At 76.4% G+C, this 18,874-nt stretch carries 12 protein-coding genes; 4 read left to right on the top strand and 8 right to left on the bottom strand.

Annotated elements, in window-relative coordinates; translation table 11 throughout:
• Positions 1-128: 128 nt before the first annotated feature.
• The 6 genes from ABD324_RS20355 to ABD324_RS20330 form a co-directional block, all read right to left on the bottom strand.
• Positions 129-2,096, bottom strand: a complete 1,968-nt coding sequence (locus ABD324_RS20355) for a GAF domain-containing protein (RefSeq protein ID WP_344419253.1) — start codon at positions 2,094-2,096, stop codon at positions 129-131.
• Positions 2,097-2,223: 127 nt separating this feature from the next.
• Entirely contained in the window at positions 2,224-3,252 is a 1,029-nt protein-coding gene (locus ABD324_RS20350; protein ID WP_344419250.1) for an Ldh family oxidoreductase, read from the bottom strand.
• A 769-nt stretch (positions 3,253-4,021) separates the two neighbouring features.
• On the bottom strand, positions 4,022-7,948 hold the full coding sequence (locus tag ABD324_RS20345; protein ID WP_344419247.1) for a sensor histidine kinase: 3,927 nt from the start codon (positions 7,946-7,948) through the stop codon (positions 4,022-4,024).
• Positions 7,945-9,258 carry a sensor histidine kinase gene (locus tag ABD324_RS20340; protein WP_344419244.1) on the bottom strand — a complete coding sequence of 438 codons (1,314 nt, stop codon included), beginning with the start codon at positions 9,256-9,258 and terminating at the stop codon, positions 7,945-7,947. Before ABD324_RS20340 ends, ABD324_RS20345 begins: the two co-directional genes overlap by 4 nt.
• A 6-nt stretch (positions 9,259-9,264) precedes the next feature.
• Positions 9,265-9,927, bottom strand: coding sequence for a LuxR C-terminal-related transcriptional regulator (locus tag ABD324_RS20335; protein WP_344419242.1), 663 nt, complete (start codon positions 9,925-9,927; stop codon positions 9,265-9,267).
• Positions 9,928-9,931: 4 nt separating this feature from the next.
• Positions 9,932-10,576 (bottom strand): sensor histidine kinase, encoded by a 645-nt coding sequence (locus tag ABD324_RS20330; RefSeq protein WP_344419239.1) that lies wholly within the window; start codon positions 10,574-10,576, stop codon positions 9,932-9,934.
• Between the two features lie 187 nt (positions 10,577-10,763).
• On the opposite strand from ABD324_RS20330, the gene ABD324_RS20325 reads away from it, so the two are divergent.
• Both ABD324_RS20325 and ABD324_RS20320 read left to right on the top strand, forming a co-directional pair.
• On the top strand, positions 10,764-13,409 hold the full coding sequence (locus ABD324_RS20325; protein ID WP_344419237.1) for an Hsp70 family protein: 2,646 nt from the start codon (positions 10,764-10,766) through the stop codon (positions 13,407-13,409).
• A gap of 156 nt (positions 13,410-13,565) precedes the next feature.
• Positions 13,566-13,790, top strand: coding sequence for a hypothetical protein (locus tag ABD324_RS20320; RefSeq protein ID WP_344419236.1), 225 nt, complete (start codon positions 13,566-13,568; stop codon positions 13,788-13,790).
• 15 nt (positions 13,791-13,805) lie between these two features.
• On the opposite strand, the gene ABD324_RS20315 is transcribed toward ABD324_RS20320, so the two are convergent.
• Complete coding sequence (locus ABD324_RS20315) at positions 13,806-14,510, bottom strand: DUF1775 domain-containing protein (RefSeq protein WP_344419234.1); 705 nt, start codon at positions 14,508-14,510, stop codon at positions 13,806-13,808.
• Positions 14,511-14,652: 142 nt separating this feature from the next.
• On the opposite strand from ABD324_RS20315, the gene ABD324_RS20310 reads away from it, so the two are divergent.
• Complete coding sequence (locus ABD324_RS20310) at positions 14,653-16,911, top strand: Hsp70 family protein (RefSeq protein WP_344419231.1); 2,259 nt, start codon at positions 14,653-14,655, stop codon at positions 16,909-16,911.
• A complete protein-coding gene (locus ABD324_RS20305) occupies positions 16,884-17,672 on the top strand; it encodes a hypothetical protein (protein WP_344419228.1) in 789 nt (262 codons plus the stop codon). The genes ABD324_RS20310 and ABD324_RS20305 overlap by 28 nt, the downstream gene beginning before the upstream one ends.
• Here the strand turns inward: ABD324_RS20305 and ABD324_RS20300 are convergent.
• A complete protein-coding gene (locus ABD324_RS20300) occupies positions 17,645-18,862 on the bottom strand; it encodes a hypothetical protein (RefSeq protein WP_344419225.1) in 1,218 nt (405 codons plus the stop codon). The two genes, ABD324_RS20305 and ABD324_RS20300, sit on opposite strands and share 28 nt — an antisense overlap.
• Positions 18,863-18,874: the final 12 nt, after the last annotated feature.

Raw genomic sequence — 18,874 nt, 5'->3', positions numbered from 1 at the left:
TCGACGGCCGGTCCTGCCGCCCTCTCAGCCTCGGATCGTGAGTGCTCCCGCGGTGACGGTGGGACCCTACGTCGCGGCGGGGGCGGCGGCCACCACGGGGTGACGGGGGTCGCCCGGATCCGGCGGTGTCAGGGGCGGCGGTGGCGGGGCGGGCCGTCCGGGCCGGGACCGTTCGGGCCGCGGGGTGGGGCCTGGCGGGCGGCGCGGTCCGAGGGGTCGAACTGCTCGAACTGGTCGAGCTCCCAGGGGTCGCGGCCGACGACCATGGGGTCCTGGGCGGGCGCGCGGCGGCGGTCGCCGGAGGTGCTGCCGAGGCTGCGGTCGGCCCGGGCGGCGTGGCCCGGCCTCGCGCGGCTCCCGCTCCCGGCGCTCCGGTCCATGGGGCCGGCGGCCGAGCCCGGGGACCGGTGCTGGGAGCCACGGCCCTGTGGGGCGGACCGGTGGGAGCCGCTCGCCGGTGAGGACGGACGGGGGGAACCGGGGAGATCCGGCGTCGCGTTCCACCGGTCGTCCGCGGACGGCGCGGGCCCGCCGGTCTGGGACGGGTGGTCCTCGCGGAGCCTGCGGCGGCCGCCCTGGCGGGGAGCCGGGATCTCCGGGGCGCCGACGGCGCGGCCGCTGCCGCGGTCGGCGCCGCTGACAGGTCCGCGATCGGACGCTGCGGCCGCGCTGCGACCGTGGCCGCCGGCGGGCAGGTCGGGGCCGGCGAGACCGCGATCGGAGCCGCTGCCGGGCAGGACCGAACCGGCGGCGAGGCTGCCGTTCAGGCTCCGATCACGGCCGGCAGCCGGACCGCTGTCAGGATCGTGGTCCGAGGCGGCAGAGTTGCCGGTGGAGGTGCCGGTGGAGGTGCCGTGGGGGCGGCGCTCGCCGGCCTGCTCCGCCGCGCGGCGGCGGCCGGGGCGGGCGGACGCGGAGTGGTCGGCGAGCAGCTCGCGCGCCGGGGTGCCACCCCGGCTGCGGCGATGACCACCCGGGATGGAGCCCGTGGTGGAGCGCTGGGTCACGGCGGCGGTGGCGCTCACGCCGTCGACCTCACCGCCGACCGCGCCCTCCACCGCGCCGCCGACGGACCGGGCGGCTCGGCCGGTCGGGGCAGGAGAGGCGGGCCCGCCGTGTGCCGCGCGCGGGGTGGCGGCGCTGTCCCGGCTGTGTGCGGCGCTCGAGGGTGCCCCCACGTTCGACCCGGGTGTGCGCGCGACGGCTCGACCGTCGACGGCCGGGGGTGTCGCGGGGCCACGGCCGTTCGGGAGGCTCGGGCCGCCGAACGGCGCGCGGCCGGGATGGCCGCCCCCGGAGTCAGGGCCGGAGCCGTTCCGGGCCGCCGGGGCGGGACCGCGGCGTTGCTGCGGGACGGCACCGAAGGCCTCGGTCGGCGGATCGATCGCCGACGGGTGCGCGGGATCGGGCGCCGCGGCCTCGTCGTCGCGGCGGTCGAGGATCTCGGCCGCGGCCTCCGCCAGGGACCGGCCCGCCGTGGCGGCCCGGCTGTGCAGGTAGCGGCCGGCCTCCTCGACGTCCGTGCGGTAGCGCTCGGCCAGCATCCCGGTGGCCTGCTCGACCGGGACCGCGGCCTCGTGCTCGGCGGTGAGCCGGGCGACCGTGGCGGTGAGCCGGCGCAGGGCGCAGATGTCACCGAGCCGCGCCGACAGCGCCTCGGCCAGCCCGGCGACGGCGTCGACGTGGCCCTCGCCCACGGGGCGGCCGGGGTGGCCGAACAGCTGCAGCCCGCCGGCCGGCTCGCCGTCCACGAACAGCGGGACGACGACCGAGCAGGTCAGACCCGTGTCGGCCGCCGCGGCGGCGAGCTCGGGCGGACCGATGCGCGTGAGGTCCGGGGTGACCATCGGCCGCCCGGACCGGACGGCGCCCTGGACGGGCCCGGTGCCGGCGCGCAGCTCCATCTCACCGAGCCGGATCGCCGCGGTGTCCGACGCGGAGACGCCCGCGATGGCCCGGTCCGGCGGCTCGACGAGCACGATCGCCGCCCCGGAGACACCGAGGGTCGTGGGCAGGGCGGCACAGATCGACGAGAGCAACGTCCGGGGATCGGCGCCGGCGACCGCGGTCCGCCCGACCTGGAGGGTCAACCCCATGATCCCGGGATCGTCAGGATGCACGCCGCCCCCTCGCTCGTCCGCTACTACGGCCGGTAGTCAATCATCGGCCGAACGAGCGACGCCGCGGACGATCAAGAATTAGGCCGAACAGCCCAACAGACTCTCAGGTTCGGAGCGCCCGGACCTGCTCCCACGTGGTGCGGTCCACCGGGACCCCCACGGCCAGGTTGCGGGCCCGCACGGCCCGGGCGCGGTCGCCGGGTACCTGCACCCCGTGGTGGCCGGGGGCCGGTTCGAGCGCGCGCAGCTCGTCGAGGAACGGGTCGAGCGGGGTGCCGGTGCCGAACGCGGTCGGGGCGAACGCGATCAGCAGGTCGCCCTTGGTGACCGGTTCGGTGGTGTCGAGGGTCCCGCGGACGTCCCGGCCGAGCGCGGTGCCCGTGAGCGACGCGACGAGCAGCTCGAGGACGAGTGCCAGCGCGTAGCCCTTGGGGCCGCCGAAGGGGCTGATCGCGCCGTCGAGGGCGGCGGTGGCGTCCGTGGTCGGGGAGCCCGTGGCATCGACGGCGGCGCCCGCGGGCAGCGGCTCACCCCGCGCGGCGTGGTCGAGGACCTTGCCGCGGGAGATGCTGCCCGTGGCCATGTCGAGGACGACGGGCTCGCCGGCGGTCGGGATCGCGACGGCGATCGGGTTGGTGCCGATCATCGCGGGCGCCGCGCCCCAGGGATGGACGAGGGCCTCGCTCGTGGTCGTCGCAATGCCGGCGACTCCCGCCGCGGCCATCCGCTCGACGTAGGGCGCCAGCATGCCGAGGTGCCCGGCCCGGCGGATCGCCGCCACCGCCACCCCGGTCCCCGGAACGCGCGCGAGCAGCGCCTCGACGGCGCGGTGGGCCACTGGTGGGCCCAGCCCGGTGCCGCCGTCGACCGTGAGGACGGAGTCCGTGCGCCACACCGGCTCCGGCTCGGCGGCCGGGTCGAGCACGCCGTGGGCGATGCGCTCGGCGAGCACGGGCAGCCGCCGGATGCCGTGGGACGCGTGGCCGCGCAGGTCGCCCTCGAGCAGCATCTCCGCCTGCTCGCGGGCGGGCCCCGGCGGCGCGCCGAGGTCGGTGAGCACCGCGGAGGTGAGGGCCAGGTGCTCGGCCGCGGGGACGCGATGCACCCCGCCCCCGTGCTCCTCGACGATCACGCCCCGCACCCTACCGAGGCGCCGGCCCGAGATCGCCGTGTCGCTGTTGCCCGGCCAGGATGCGCCAGAACCCCGAAATGGCGATCATGGGTCGCGGGGTCGGCGCCGTGATCGCTGTCTCCGTGCGCCGACGGTCGGCCGAGGAAGCCTGGGAGCACCCTGACGGCGATCGTCGCGACCGGGGTCGCCTCGGATGATCGCTGATCGGCGACCGAGTGCAGCGAGGGCCCTGCCGGCACCGCAACGGTGATCTTCCCGCTCCCGGCGGCGCGGCCAGCGGCAGCGGATGCTGTCGACAGGCCGCGCCGAGCTCCCGGAGGCGGGGTCGGTAGGCACAGCCACCCGTGGCTTCGTCATGATCGCTGTCTGGGTGCCCGGGGCGCTGGACGAGCAACCGTGCTGGCACCGAGCGGCGATCTTCACGGCGCAGGTGCGTGTGCCGCCCTCAGGCTGCGCTCGGACCCGTCTGGACGACTCGGGTGCGACCCCGACGCGGGTCGTCCCCAAGATCGCTGTCCCGGTGCCGTCAGGGCTGCACGAGCAACCCTGACGGCACCGCGGCGGTGATCTTCACGGCGCGGGTCTGAGGGCCGGCGCCATCGTGAAGGCCGGCGGCGCGGCGCCGGAGCCGCGGCGGCGCACGCCGTCGTCATGTCTGCTGTCTCGGTGATCGCCGACTCGGTGCTCGGAGGGCTGCGCGGGCGGGCGTGTCGGCACCGGAACGGCGATCGTCGGACTCGGGCGGGCGGTCGGCTGCCGCGGGTGGGGGCTACGGGCGGCTCGTGGAGAGGGTCTCGTCGGACATGAGGCGTTCGCAGGTGCGGATCAGGGTGGCGGCGGCGGCGCGCTGATCGCGGGTGGCGACCGGGTGGGCGGCGTGTCGCTGCCAGCGGTTGAGCTGGGCCGCGGCGGCGAGGCGGATCTCGTCCGGTCCGGCGTCGGGGGCGAGGCCGAGGCGCTGGTGGGCGGCCGGGCCCGAGGCGCCGAGGAGCAGCTCGGCGGCGGCCCGGTCGTCGGCGTTGAGAGCGGGGCTGCCGGCGCGCAGGCCGTCGACGAGGTCGAGCTCGGCGAACTCGTGGGCGCTGCTGCGGAGGCGTTCGAGGTGGTAGCGGAGCCGGCCGTCGCGGCGCGGGGGCAGGGTCGCGGCGAGGCCGTCGAGAGCACGCAGGGCGGCCCGGGCGCGATGGGCGTCCGCGTGCTCGGCGACACCCGACACCAGGAGCTCGGCCAGGCGGGGCACCCCGCTGCGGCGCCGGAGCTCCGCGGCGAGCTGCTCGGGCGGCAGCTCGGCGGCGAGCCGGGCGCCGATCGCGGTGACGTGCACGGGATCCCCGGGCGCGGCCGCGCTCAGAGCCAGGCGCGCCGACACGGGATGGACGGCGTGGCAGCGGCGGCGGACGGCCGGTTCCGCGACGAGGCGGTGGACGAGCTCCCAGGGGTCGCCGGGGATCTCGTCCGCGCGGCCGAGGACGCCGATCGCGGGTGGCCCCGGAGTCGGCGGACCGGCCGGGGTCAGCAGGAGCAGGACGGCCGCGGGCTCGGCGCCCGGCCTGGTGGCTCCTGCGCCAGCAGCGGGGCGGGGCGTCCCGGCCGGACCCGCACCGGACCCGTGAGCGGCAGTGCCACCGCCTGCTCCGGGACCGTGGCCCGTCGCGAGGGCGGGTCCGTTGTCGTGGGCGGGAGGGCCGGACGGGCTTCCCCGCTCCGGCGCGGATCCCTCGACCAGCACCAGCTCCGCCGGCAGCCCCTCGGCCGTCAGGGCGGCCACCAGCGTCGACACCCCGGAGCCGCGCGGGCCGTCGACCAGCACCCGCAGGGGCTCGTCGAGCCCGCGGGCGACGTCGACGACGGCAGGGCGGGCGGGCTCCTCCACCCCGGCCGCGATCTCGGCGAGGGCGGCGCGGACGGCGGCGACGAGCGGACCGTCGGCCGGGTCCGGGGCGGTCGGGTCGACCGCGATCTCCGGCTCGACAGGCGCACCGGCCTCCGGGCGCTCACCCTGCGGCCCACCGGCATCCGGTCCCGCCGCGGAGCCGGACACACCGGCCCCCCCTTCGGCTGCCGGCGCCCCCGCGGCGGCGGGTCCAGCGGCGGTGGGTCCAGCGGCGGCGGGTCCAGCACCCGACCCCACCGCACCGGGTCCGGCCGCACCAGGCCCACCCAGGTCCGGTCCAGCCGGACCGGAACCGGCCGCGGCCGACCCGGGACCAGCCGCTCCCCCACCACCGGACCCCGCACCACCGGATCCTGCTCCACCGGCTCCTGCTCCGGCGGGACCGACGCCGGCGCGCCCGGGGAGGGCGATGAGTGCCGTCGGTGCCGAGTCCGACCTCACCGGCAACGCCGCGGTGTCGACGACCAGGCCCGTCTCCGCGCCCGGCCTCGGCTCCACCACCGCGAGCCGGACCGTGGCCTCCACCGGTGCGGGCGTCCAGCCCTCCGGCGGGGGCGGGACCGGGACCGAGCCCTCGACCGTCGTCCCCTCCCCCGGCGCCGAGCGCAGGTCGACCCGCCCGCCGGCGTTGACGATCCGGGCGGCCACGTTGCGCAGGCCGCGGCCCGCCGTGGCCGCACCCGGCCCGACCACCGCGGGCTTGGGCACGACGAAGCCGGGGCCGTTGTCCCGCACGGTGAAGTGCAGCCGCCCGTCCGCCTCCGAGAACCGGACGGTGATGTCCGCGCCCGGGGCGTGCTTGTGGGCGTTGTTCACCGACTCCAGGCAGCAGAAGTAGACGGCGGCCTCGAGCTCGAGCGGGAACCTGCGGCCCGGGAGCAGCAGGGACTCCACCGGCACCGCGGGCGGCCCGGCCAGCTCGGCCTCGAGGGCCCCGACGAGCCCGCGTTCGGCGAGCGCGATCGAGCGGACGCCGCTGGCGGTCTCGGCGAGGACGGACTCCGCGGTGTCGAGCTGACCCGCGAGCACGCCGAGGCGCTCCCGGGCCTGCTCCACGCGCCCGTTGTCCACCTCGTGCTCCACCAGCCCGAGCACGAGCCGCAGGGACACGAGCTGGTGCTGGGCCCCGTCGTGCAGGTCCCGCTCGATGCGGCGCCGCTCACCGTCCATCTCGGACACGGCCTCGCGGCGCGAGACGGCGATCTCCGCGGCGTGGGCGAGCGCCGCCCGCAGCTGGCGCTCGAGCTCGACACCGAGGCGGCTGGCCGCGACGACCACGCCGAGGCTGTCCGCGATGTCCTCCAGCAGGTGCCGGCGCTCGGCGTGCAGGCCGGCGACGGCGGCCCGGTCGACCTCGAGGGTCCCGAGCCGCTCCACCCCGCTGCGCACGGGGACCGCGACGAGGCCCGCGCCGTCGTCGACACCTCCGTCCGGGGCCGACCAGGCGTAGGTGCGGTCCCGAAGCCCGGGCCGGACGACCGTGAGCCGGCACCGGGTGGCGCCCAACGCCTTCCCGACGGCCTCGGCGACCCGCGCGAGGTCCGGCGCGTCCGACGACGTGGTGCGGGACAGGGCCGCGACCTCGGCGAGCGCGGCGTACGGGGTGGGGCGGCGGCCGTAGAGCAGCCGGTCCGTGAGCCCCTCGACGTACCGGTAGACCGGCAGGAACGTGACCGCGGCCAACAGCGACGCGATGAGCGTGGCCCCGAACGGCCCGATCCCCGACACCCACCCGATCGCCTCGACGACGATCACGCCGCCACCCACGACGGCCACGGCGAGGACGGCGGCGAGGACCCGGGAGAACAGCCGCTCGGCGGCCCACAGCCGCTCGGCCCGCATGGCGACGAAGATCGCCACCGCGATCGCCGCCGAGCCGAGCCGCGACGCCCAGAACAGCAGCGCCACCGGGAGCCCGGGGGCGCCGTGGGCCGTGGGGTCGTACAGGTTCAGGCCCGGGACCCCGAGCAGCCACAGGACGAGCGTGACGAGGCCGAGCACGAGGATGGCCGCGAAGGCCGCCGCGAGCAGCGAGAACACCAGCCGGGCCTGGGTGCGCACGGCGGCGGTGGGCCCGCGGCGGATCCGGTCCGGCAGCACGGCGATGCCGACCAGCGGCACCAGCAGCCCGAAGAACAGCACGCAGCTCGTGGTGTGCTGCAGCAGCGCCGTCCCGAACCCGACCAGGCCGAGGACGACGACGCCGAGCACGCCCAGCACGACCCGTCCGGACCTGCCGGCGCGGGCCAGGAGCCGGCTGTCGACCGTCGGGAACACGAGCAGCGCGAGGATGTACGCCGCGCAGGCGGCGCCGTGCAGGACGTACTGGTGGATCGGCCCGGCGGCGATGCCGGTCGCGGAGTCCACGGCGGCCGCGGCCGCGTGGGCCTGCAGGTTGAAGGCGCCGGCCGAGCCGACCATGGCCAGCGTGAGCAGCCGGGTGGTCCAGCTCCTCCCGCCGCGGACCAGCAGCGTCACGGCGATGCCGAGGGCCACCAGGGTGAGCGCGTAGTCGACGAAGAGCTGGTCGAGCGGCTCGCTCGCGGGTGCCGCGGCGGCCACCGCGCGGGCCCAGGTGCCGTCGCCCGCGCCGAAACCGGGGAGGTACCGGGCCGCGGCGACGTAGGCGCCGACGGAGAGCCAGCTCAGCGCGACGATCGAGCAGAGGACCAGCACGACCCAGTACAAGGCCCCGACGACCCGCAGGCCGACGCTCGGCGCGGGAGCCCCCGCCGCAGGAGATGCACCGGGCCCGACCACCCCGGACCCGATCCCGCCCGACCCCACCGCTGCGGGCCTCACAGCCGTACCTCCCGGGTGACCTCCACGGCCGGTTCCAGCCGCTCGGGCAGGCTCGCCTCCAGCACGAGCCGCCCGCCGTCGTCCTCCAGGACCAGCTCGCCGCCGAGCGCGACGAGCCGCTCGAGGTCTCCCGCGAGCATCCCGCGCAGCTCGTCGGTGGAGATGCCGGGATCGGGGTCCACCAGGCGCACCGACAGCCGCCCGCCGGCGTGGGTCAGCTCGAGCTCCAGGTCGGGGCCGGGCCGCTCCGCCAGCCACTGCATGGCCGACGCGGCCACGTAGTAGACGCCGGACTCGACCTCCCAGGCCAGCCGGGCCTCGGGTGCCCCGCCGATCCGCACCCGGCGGTCCAGGTCCGCGGCGACCTCCTCCAGCGCGCCGACGGGCCCCTGGTCGCGCAGCACCGCCGGGTAGACGCCGCGGGCGATCACGCGGAAGCGGTCGAGCAGCTCGTCGAGCTGGGTGCGGGCACGGACGAGCCCCTCACCGGCGGACCGGCAGTCCGGCACGTCCCCGGTCAGGTCCTGACGGGCGCCGTCGAGCACCAGCCGGAGCGTGGCCAGCCGGTCCGTGGTCGCCTGCGAGAGCTCGCCGACCAGCCGGCGCCGCTCGACGTCCCGGGCGTTGGTGAGCCGCTGCCGCGAGCGGTCCAGCTCCGTGGCCAGCTCGTCCGCCCGCCGCACGCGGTCGCGCAGCTCGGTGTTCATGGCGACGCCCCGCAGCAGCAGGCCCGCACCGCCGGCGACGTCCCGCATCAGCTGCTGGTCGGCCGGGGTGATCGGGCCGTCCTTGCGGATCGCGAGCACGGCGCGCAGCGTGGTGCCCTCGACGATCGGGACGACGTGGTCCGTGCCCGGGGTGTCCAGCAGCACGGCGAGGTTGGGGATCGACTCGGCCGGCTCACCGGGCCCGGCGGCGGGGTGCACCGCGGCGGGGACGAGCCTCTCCGAGACCGCCAGCCAGACCCGCGCCTCCTGCGCGCCCGTCCCCTCGGCCAGCACCTGGGCGAGCCCGGGCAGCGCGGACTCCGACGTGCCGGTGCGGATCCGGGCGGCGGCCTCGGCCAGCGCCGAGTACGGCGTGCTCCCGCGGTGGTGGGTCAGCCGCTCGACCAGCCGGTCCACGGCGGGCAGCCCCGGCGCCGCCCCCGCCGCGCACACCACGGCGGCGACGAACGGGAGCAGCACGCCGATCGGCCCGAGCCCGGTCCCCAGCAGCGTGGAGGGCAGGACGACGAGCACCACGAACACGACGAGGACCGCGCCGCCGACGAGCGCGGCGCGCAGTCCGAGCGCGGTCCACCGGTTCACCGGCCTCTAGTCGTCCTTCTGCGAGCGCAGGTAGGTCAGCACCGCGAGCACCCGCCGGTGGCTCTCGGACTGGTCCATGTGCAGGTCGAGCTTGGAGAAGATCGACGCGATGTGCTTCTCCACGGCCTTGGGCGTGACGAACAGCTGCGCCGCGATGCCGCCGTTGGAACGGCCCTCGGCCATCAGCTTGAGCACGTCGAGCTCGCGCTCGGACAGCGCCGCGACCTCGTCCTTCTTCTCCCCGCGGGGCCGCTCGACCAGCCGCTTGGCCAGCACGGGCTCGATGACGATCTCGCCCGCGGCGATCCGGTCGAGGGTGTCGGTGAGGACCTCGACGCTGCCGACCTTCTCCTTGAGCCGGTAGCCGATGGCGTCCGTGCCGATGTCGAGGATCCGCATGAGGTAGTGCGACTCGGCGTAGTGCGACAGGAACAGCAGGCCCATCTCGGGCCACTTCTCGCGGATCCGCTCGGCCGTGACCAGCCCGCCGTCGGGCTCCGGGGGCATCCGGATGTCCAGCACGGCGGCGTCGGCCGGCGTGGTCGCCAGCAGGGTCAGCAGCTCGTCACCGCCGGCGGCCACCGCCACCACCTCGTGACCGGACGCCTCCAGCAACATCTGCAGCCCCTGGCGGAAGAGGGCGCCGTCCTCGGCCAGTGCTACTCGCATGGGGCTACTCGCATGGGATCCTCACAACGATCGTTCCGGTACCGACGGTCTCGTCCGGGGAGGCCGAAACGTCACACCGCACCGTCCCCCCGAGCGGGCGGGCACGGTCCAGCAGCAGCTCACCGAGCTCGCGGACCGCTCCCGTGATCGTCACCACGAGCTCCTCCGCGCCCCCCGCGACGGACACCTCACGGGGCACCGACCCCCCGGCGAGCGCGTCCGCCAGCGCGAAGTACACCGCACCTTCGGCCGCGGCCCCGAAGCGGTCTCCGGAGTCCCGCACCCGTACCGGGGCGTCCAGCCGCTCGGCCAGCTCGCGCAGCGCCGGGCCGAGGCCCGCCTCGTCCAGCAACGGCGGGTAGATCTGCGCCGCGACGTCGCGGAGCTCCTGCAGGACGGTGTGCAGCTCGTCCTGCAGGGTGACGACGGCGTCCCGCAGCTCCTGCTCCCCCTCCGGTACCCGGTGGCGGAACAGGCCCAGCTGCAGGACGAGCGCCGACGCGCGCAGCGCCGCCCCGTCGTGCAGCTGACGTTCCAGCCGGCGTCTGCCCTGCCACTGTTCGCGCTCACGACGACGTCGCGCCTCGGGAGCAGCCGTGGTCACGGGTGCTCGCGCTGCGTCGCCGGGGAGGGCGGGCTCCAGCCTCATCGGGGCATGATCCCGCCCCGCACGTTCCTCCGGAAGGGGGAGCGCCCCACACACAGGTAGGGTTTTCCCCCCTTGCGGTAATGCTTCCGTGACCTGCGGCGAGTATCAACTTGACCGGTCGTGCGCTCGTACGGTCGGTAGAGCTCATCTGCGGGACCGATCGTCCCGCCTCGCGGAAGGCACCCCAGTGTCCTACAGCCTCGGTGTCGATCTCGGTACGACCTTCGTGGCCGCGGCCGTCTCGCACGCGTCGCGGGTGGAGATGTTCACCCTCGGCGACCGGAGCGTGGTCACGCCGGCGGTCGTCTACCTCCGCGAGGACGGCACCGTCGTGACCGGCGACGCGGCCGGTCGCCGCGCCGTCAGCAACCCCGACCGGGTCGGCCGGGAGTTCAAGCGCCGCCTCGGGGACCCCACGCCGGTGATGCTCGGCGGGGCGCCGCACGCGGTCACCTCGCTGCTCGCCAGCCTCCTGTCGGACGTCGTGGCGCGGGTCTCGGCGACCCAGGGCGGCGCACCGGACTCGATGGTCCTCACCCACCCCGCCAACTGGGGCCCGTTCCGCCGCGAGCTGTTCGACGAGGTGCCGCAGCTCGCGGGCCTCGCCGGCGGCCCGACGCCGCGCATGGTCACCGAGCCGGAGGCCGCCGCGGCCCACTACGCCGCCTCCCGGCAGCTGGACAACGGCGAGATCGTCGCCGTGTACGACCTGGGCGGCGGCACGTTCGACGCCACCGTGCTGCGCAAGCGGCCGGACGGCATCGAGATCCTCGGCTCGCCGGAGGGCATCGAGCGGCTCGGCGGCGTGGACTTCGACGAGGCGATCCTGTCCTACGTCAACTACACCGCGGGCGGCGCGCTCTCCGAGCTGGACATGAGCGACCCGCAGACCATGATCGCCCTGGCCCGGCTGCGGCAGGACTGCGTGCTGGCCAAGGAGGCGCTCTCGGTCGACACCGAGACGACCATCCCCGTCTTCCTGCCCAACCGGCACTTCGACGTCACGATCACGCGAGGCGCGTTCGAGGACATGATCCGCGCCCCCATCGAGTCGACGATCGGTGCGCTGTCCCGGACGCTGCGCTCGGCCGAGGTCACCCCCGAGCAGCTCAGCGCGGTGCTCCTGGTCGGCGGCTCCTCGCGGATCCCGCTGGTGGGCGAGATGGTGTCGGCCGAGCTGGGCCGCCCGACCGTCGTCGACACGCACCCGAAGTACGCGGTCGCGCTCGGCGCGGCCACCCTCGCCGGCACCCGGTCGTTCGCCTCCGGCGGCACCACGGGCAACAGCAACGGCACCGCGAACGGCAGCTCGAACGGCGCCGCGAACGGCAACGGGGCGGTCGTGGCACCGCCCGCCCGCCGCGAGATCGACGCGACCACGGCCATCCCGGCCGCCGCCGCGGCCACCGCGGGTGGCGCCGCCGCCTTCGCCGCGGCCGCCGCGAACGCGGCCCCGAGCGCGCCCCCTGCGCCCTCCGGGCCCGGCTTCGGCTCGCACCCCAGCAACCCGGGCTTCCCGCTGGCCGAGCCGGGCGCCTACGTGCCCAACTACGGCCCGCCGCCCGGCCCGCAGCCGGGGTGGTCGCCGCCGCCCGGTGGGCCCGGTGGCCCGGGCGGGCCCGGCGGGTCCGGCCCCGGTGGCTCCGGCCGCGGTGGCCCGGGTGGTCCCGGCGGGCCGGGCGGGCCGAACGGCGGCGCTCCGGCGCCCGAGTCCGGTGGCCGCCGCAAGGGCGTGGTCATCACCGCGATCGTCGCCGTCCTGGTGCTGGTGATCGCGGGCGTGGGCTACTTCGCCTACACCAAGCTCAGCGGCGGCACGGACACCGGCAGCGCCAGCACGGCGCAGCCGCAGGCCCCCACCGGGGGCGGCGGCGCGGAGACGGTGCCGGCGGCGCCGCCGGTCAAGCCGGCGGTCGCCACCAGCGTGCCGATCCCCTCGCTCGGCGCGACCATCCCCGTCGGGCAGACCCCGGGCTCGGTGCAGATCTCGCCGAACGGCCGGCTCGCCTACGTGGCCAACCGCAACGCCGGCGTCATCACGGTGCTGGACACCTCGGTGGACAAGGTCATCGCGACCATCCCGGTGCAGGCGGGTCCGCCGCAGTACCTGGCGTTCTCGCCGGACGGCCGCAAGGTCTACGTGTCGATCTACAACGACGCCAAGACGGTCAACGTCGTCGGCATCCTCGACACCACCACGAACTCGATCACCTCGACCATCCCGGTGGGCACCCGGCCGTTCGCGCTGGCCGTCACGCCGGACGGGTCGAAGCTGTACGTGCCCAACCACGACTCGGGCACCGTCAGCGTGATCGACACGGCCAGCAGCAAGCTCGTGCACGACATCAAGGTCGCGCCGAACCCGCACTGGGTCGCGTTCTCCCCGGACGGCAAGCGCGCCTACACCGCCAACCACGAGTCCGGCGTCATCTCGATCATCGACACCTCGAACGACTCCGTGATCGGTGAGGTGAAGGTGCAGGTCAGCCCGCACAGCATCGAGGTCTCGCCGAACAAGCCGCTGGTCGCGAACGTCAACTACGACAGCGACTCGCTCACCGTGACCGACACGAACTCCGAGAAGGTCATCGCGACCGTGCCGGTGGGCAAGAAGCCCCAGGACGTGACGTGGGCGCCGGACGGCCGGTTCCTCTACGTCACCGCGGTCGAGGGCGACACCGTCACGGTGATCAACACCGAGACCTGGCAGGTCACCGCCACGCTGCCCACGGGCGACGCGCCGACGAGCATCGCGGTCACCCCGGACGGCAAGAAGGGCTACATCACCAACCTCAACAGCGGCACGCTCACCGAGCTGAGCCTGGCCGGCTGACGTCCTCGCAGTTCCCGCGTGGGGTTCTCCCCACCTCCGCCGGCGGGTCCACCCCGGCAGAGGTGGGGAGTACGTCATTCTGGCGGGGACCCCTTGCGCGCCATGCTTCTCCTGCCCCGGAAACGCCCGGGACGACGAGGCCGGAAGGAGCCCGCCATGAACGCCACGATCCTCTCCCTCTCCAGCCGCGACCGGGCCGTCCTGCGGGCCGTCGACGCGGGCCGCGTGCGGCTGTCGGGCCGCTCCGCCCTCGTCGTCGACGGGCTGTTCCTCGCCGACCCGTTCGCCGGGCCCCGCCTCGCCGACGCCGGCCTGATCGACGGTGCCGCCGACGCCGCGGTGTCGCTCACCGCCTCCGGCCGCGCCCTGCTGGCCGCGTGATGGCGGCCTTCCCGGTCAGCGATGCAGCTTCGAGAACCGCTCGCGCTGCCAGCGCCCCAGGGCCCACACGACCCAGGCGACCAGGCCGGCGAGGAGGAGGGCGGCCACCACCGTCGCCGTGATCCCGGCCGCTCCCGCGGGGGCCATGAGGGTGACGTTCCGGGCGCCGCTGTCGTGGTCGTGTCCGGCCACGGGCGGCGCGGCGGCCACCGGGGCACCGAAGGGCAGCAACAGGTCCCCGTGGGCCGGCGGCGCCTGACCGGCCGGCTCGATGTCCGTCCAGGCCGTCGTCGCCCCGGAACGGGTGGTCTGCAGGAGCCGGAACCGGACCGGACCGGCGCCGTCGGGCATCCGGCCGACCTGCAGCACGAGGTCGACCGGGTCGGCCCCGGCCGCGCTGCCCTCGGAGGCCGTCCATTCGACCGTCCCGAGCTCACCGGAGGGCCCGGGGGTCGTGGCCACCTGCCAGCCGGCCGGGGCCGGGACCCGGACCTGTTGCAACGGCCGGGCGCTCGGCAGCTCCGCCCGCAGCGACACGACCGGATCACCCGGGTCGTCCGCCTTCAGCCGGAAGGTGACCGTGACGTCCGTGGCCCCGGCCTCGGTGTGGTCCGGGGAGAGCACGACATCGGCGGCCGCCGCACCGGCGAGCCCCACCAGCAGAACAGTGACGACGGAGAGGAGGGACAGGCCGGTGACCAGCGTCCTGCACAGCCGCACCTCTGCCTCCCCCGGTCGCTCCCCCGTAGTCTTGCCGAGCAGGGCGTCCGGGAGAAGCCCGGGGAGCCCACATTCGGCCCCGGGAGCTTCGCGCGAGGCCGACGGCGACGATCCCGCCCGACCGGCGGCCCAGGAGGTGGCGGTGCGTTACGGCCTCGCGGTCGATCTCGGGACGACGACGGTGGCGGCCGCGGTCGGCCTCCCCTCGGGCCCCGAGACCGTCATGCTCGGGGACCGCTCCCCGGGCGTGCCCGCCGTGGTGCACCTGACCTCGGACGGCACGCTGCTCACCGGCGACGCCGCCGCGCGCCGGGCCGCCACCGCCCCCGAGCGCACCGTGCGCGCGCTGCGCCGGCGGCTCGGCGAGCCCACCCCGGTGATGCTCGACGGCAAGCCCTACGGCGTCGCGGACCTGATGGCGCGGATCCTGTCCGACGTCGTCGCGCGCGTGACCGGTGAGCAGGGCGGCGCCGCGGAGCGGATCGCCCTCACCCGCCCCGCCAACTGGGGCCCGACCAAGGTCCGGCTGCTGGCGGACGTCGCCGAGCGGGCCGGGGTGCCGTCGCCGCTGCTGGTCACCGAGCCCGAGGCCGTCGCGACCCGGTTCGCGCTGGCCCGCGAGCTGCCCGAGGGTGCCGTCCTGGCGGTGCACGATCTCGGGGGCGGCACCTTCGACTCGGCGGTGCTGCGCCGCGGACCGGCCGGGATGACGGCGATCGGTCCCGGTGAGGGCGTCGAGCGGCTCGGCGGGATGGACCTCGACGAGGCGATCCTGCGGCACGTGGACTACAAGACGGACGGGGCGATCTCCGCCCTGGACGCGAAGGACCCGCAGTCGGTGACCGCGCTGGCCCGGCTGCGCGAGGAGGTCACGCTCGCGAAGGAGACGCTCAGCGTCGACGCCGAGGTGGACCTGCCCGTGTACCTCCCGGGCAAGCACCTGGAGATCACGCTCACCCGCGTGGAGCTCGAGGCGATGCTGCGCGCCCCGGTCGAGTCGACGGTCGGGGCGCTGGTCCGTGCCCTGCGCGCGGCCCGGGTGGCGCCCGGGGAGCTCGCCGGGGTGCTGCTCGTCGGCGGATCGGCGCGGATCCCGCTGGTGGCGCAGATGGTCACGGAGGCGCTGGCCGCGGAGAGCAGCGACGGGCGCGGGGCCCCCGTCGAGATCGTGACGGAACCCGCCGCGGCCCTCGGGGCGGCGGCGCTCGCCCTCGCGGCGGGCCCGGCCCCGGCGCAGGCGACGGCGATGATCCGGCCCACGCCCGCCCAGCCCCCGGTGGCGATGCCACCCGCCCCCACCCCGCAACCCGTGCCGCCGCCGGTCCAACCCGCGGCCCAGCCGGCTGCTCCGGCTGCTCCGGCTGCTCCGGCTGCTCCGGCTGCGGGGAACGGTGCCACGCCGCCCTGGGCCGGGGCCGGGCTCACCCCGCCGCGCGGCTTCCCGGCCGCCGCGGAGGCCTACACCCGCCAGGAGGCCCCCCAGGCTCCGGCCGCCTCGCCGGCACCGAGCGCGCCCCCGCCCTCGGCGGCGGGCGGGCAGGGCGGCTCGCCCTCGCTGCCGCAGGGCGGGAACCCGGGGCAGGGCGGCGGGCACAACTCCCCGTCCTACGGCGGTTCCGCGGGCTACGGCGGCTCCTCCGGCGGCTCCGGCGGCTCCACGGACTACGACAGCTCGTCCTCCGGCTACGGCGGGTACGGCGGCTCTCCGTCCGGCTACGGCGGCTCCGCGGCCGGGTACGGCGCGGCCACACCCCCGCCGCCGACACCCCAGCCGCCGGCATCCCCGCCGTCCGCGGCCCAGGCCCCTGCACCACCCGCCCCCCAGTACCCGGCGGCGCAGTACCCGGCGACGCAGTACCCGGCGGCGCCGCAGTACCCGACACCCCAGTACCCCGCGCCCCAGCCATCCGCGCCCCAGCCGCCGGTGGCCCTCCCCCCGGCGCAGCCCCCCGCCTCCTACAGCCCGCCGGCGCCCCCCGCCCCGTCCTACGGCGCGCAGGCGCCCGCACCGAGCCGCCCCGCACCCCCGCGCGCCGCCGCACCCCCGCCCCGTCCCGCCGTCGGCCCACCGCCCCGCGGCGCGGCCCAGGCACCCCCTCCGGCACAGAAGGCCGCGAGCAGCCGGGACACGGGCGGCAGGGGCACGAGCAGCAGGAGCACGGGCAGCGGCGACGCCGACGACCGGACCGAGTGGCCCGAGCAGTCCTCCCTGGGCCGCACCCTGGCGATCGCGGTGGCGGTGCTCGCCGTCGTCGTGGCGCTCGTGGTGATCGGGTTCGTGGTGTTCAACCGGGTCAAGCCCACCACGAACGGCCTGCCCGCCCCCGGCTCACCGGCCGTCACGACCCTCGCCGCGTCCCTCCCGGAGTCCTCGTGCGCCTGCCCGACTCGCCTCGTCTGACGGCCGCCGTCGACGCCGGCGCCCCCCTGCTGTTCCTCTCCGCCCACCTCGACGACGGGGTCCTGTCCTGCGGCTCGCTGATGACCGCGGTGGCGGGCCGCTGTCCGCTCACCGTCGCCACCCTCTTCACCGAGGGCGACGACCCGCCCTACACGCTGGCCGCGCGGAACTTCGTGCGGCAGTGCGGGGCCGCGGGCATCCCCAGCCTGTTCGCCGACCGCCAGGCCGAGGACCTCGCCGTCCTCGAGCAGATCGGGGCGCGCGGGCTGCACCTGGGCGGGGTGGATGCCTTGTTCCGCAAGCGGACCCGCCTCGCCGGCACCCCGCTCGCGCGGATCCCCGAGCTGGTGCACCGCTACCCGACGTACCGCTTCGACATCTCGCTCGGCCGGGTCTCCCGCGGGGACCGCGACGTCGCCGGGCCCCTCGCCCAGGCACTCGCCGGCCCCGCCGCCGAGGCCGCGCTGATCTTCGTGCCGATCGGCGTCGGGAAGCACGTGGACCACCTGCTCACCCGCCGGATCGGCGAGCAGTGGGCCGAGAAGATCGTCTACTTCTCGGACTTCCCGTACGACTTCCGCGGCGGCAGCCCGGACCCGCGGTTCCGGGCCCGCCGCGACCTCACCCGCTGGACCGTCGACCCGGCGCCCGAGAAGATCGGCCTCGTCGAGGGCTACGCCACCCAGGTGGCAGCCCTGTTCGAGGGCGGCGTGGTGCCGGAGCGGCCCGAGACCTACTTCGAGCCGATCGCGGCCGCGTAGGCGGAGAAGGGCAGCGTCCCGTCCCACAGCTGCTCGTCGTGGGCCCAGTAGAAGGTCCGCAGCCCGCACGCCCGGACCTGGCGCACCGCGGTGGCGAGCATGCCGCCGTCGGAGGTGTCCTGGTAGCTCGACTCCGAGGAGCCCGGCTGCTGCCAGCCCGGGTTCTCCCCCGAGATCGGCAGGCCGTGCTCCGTGGCGAGCCGGGTGAGCCACCGGACGGCCGACCAGTCCTGGACGTCGTCCGAGGTCAGGGAGACGCGGGCATCCGCGGGGGTGCACGCGCCGTCGTCCCCGGAGCCGTCGGCCACGGACGGCGTGTACGCCACCAGGTCCGCGCGCTGCGGCAGCCCGGCGTAGAAGGTCGCCCAGGCCGCCCCGCTGCCCAGCAGGCCCGGCGGCAGGCCGCCGCGCACTGCGTCGTCGTACTGCGCGGGCAGCACCCCGACGCCCGGGGTGAGCAGCTGGTACTCGCCGCGGAAGCCCCGTGAGGAGAGCACGTTCGCCTGCCAGGCCACGACGTCGTCGAGCGCGGTGACGTACCAGTCCGCGAAGGCCCGCACCTGCGCCTGGGGCGCGGGATCGCCCGGCCGCCAGCCCGGCATCGGGTTCGGCCGCAGCGACGCCGGCTTCTCCGGCCCGTTCTGCGCGCCCTCGCCGTAGGCCCAGTAGGAGTTGCCGCCCGGGTAGAGGATCTCGGCGTTGCCGCCCGACGTGAGCCGGATCGCGCTCACCCCGGCGAGGTCGATCGCGTCCCCGACCGCGCCCAGGTACTCCTCGGCCTTCGTCCGGTTGACCTGGTCGAACACCAGGTCGGGCTGGTCGGCCTCCTTGCCGGACTGGTCGACGAACCGCGCCCCGGGCCGCGCGAGCAGCCACTGCGGCGCGTAGTGCAGGCCGAGCGCGAGCGTCACCGTGCGCCCGGCGGTCCTCGCCGCGCGGACCTCCGAGGCGACCGAGCGCAGGTAGTCCCGGTCGAAGGTGCCGTCGGCGGGTTCGGCCCGGTCCCAGAACATCTCGATCATCGCCGCCGGGACGCCCGCCCGGACCTCCTCGGCGGCGTGCTCCTGCTGCGCGCCGAGCACGCCGAAGACCGGGCCGGAGCCCGCCGCCGGCGCGGGGACCGGAGTCCCGGTGACCGAGCAGGCGCCGCTCAGCAACGCCAGCACCACCAGCGCCAGCACGGTCCTCATCGGACGAGCGTG

The organism is Pseudonocardia ailaonensis (assembly GCF_039531635.1).
Taxonomy (GTDB): Bacteria; Actinomycetota; Actinomycetes; order Mycobacteriales; family Pseudonocardiaceae; genus Pseudonocardia; species Pseudonocardia ailaonensis.
This window is presented reverse-complemented; position numbering and strand designations above follow the sequence as displayed.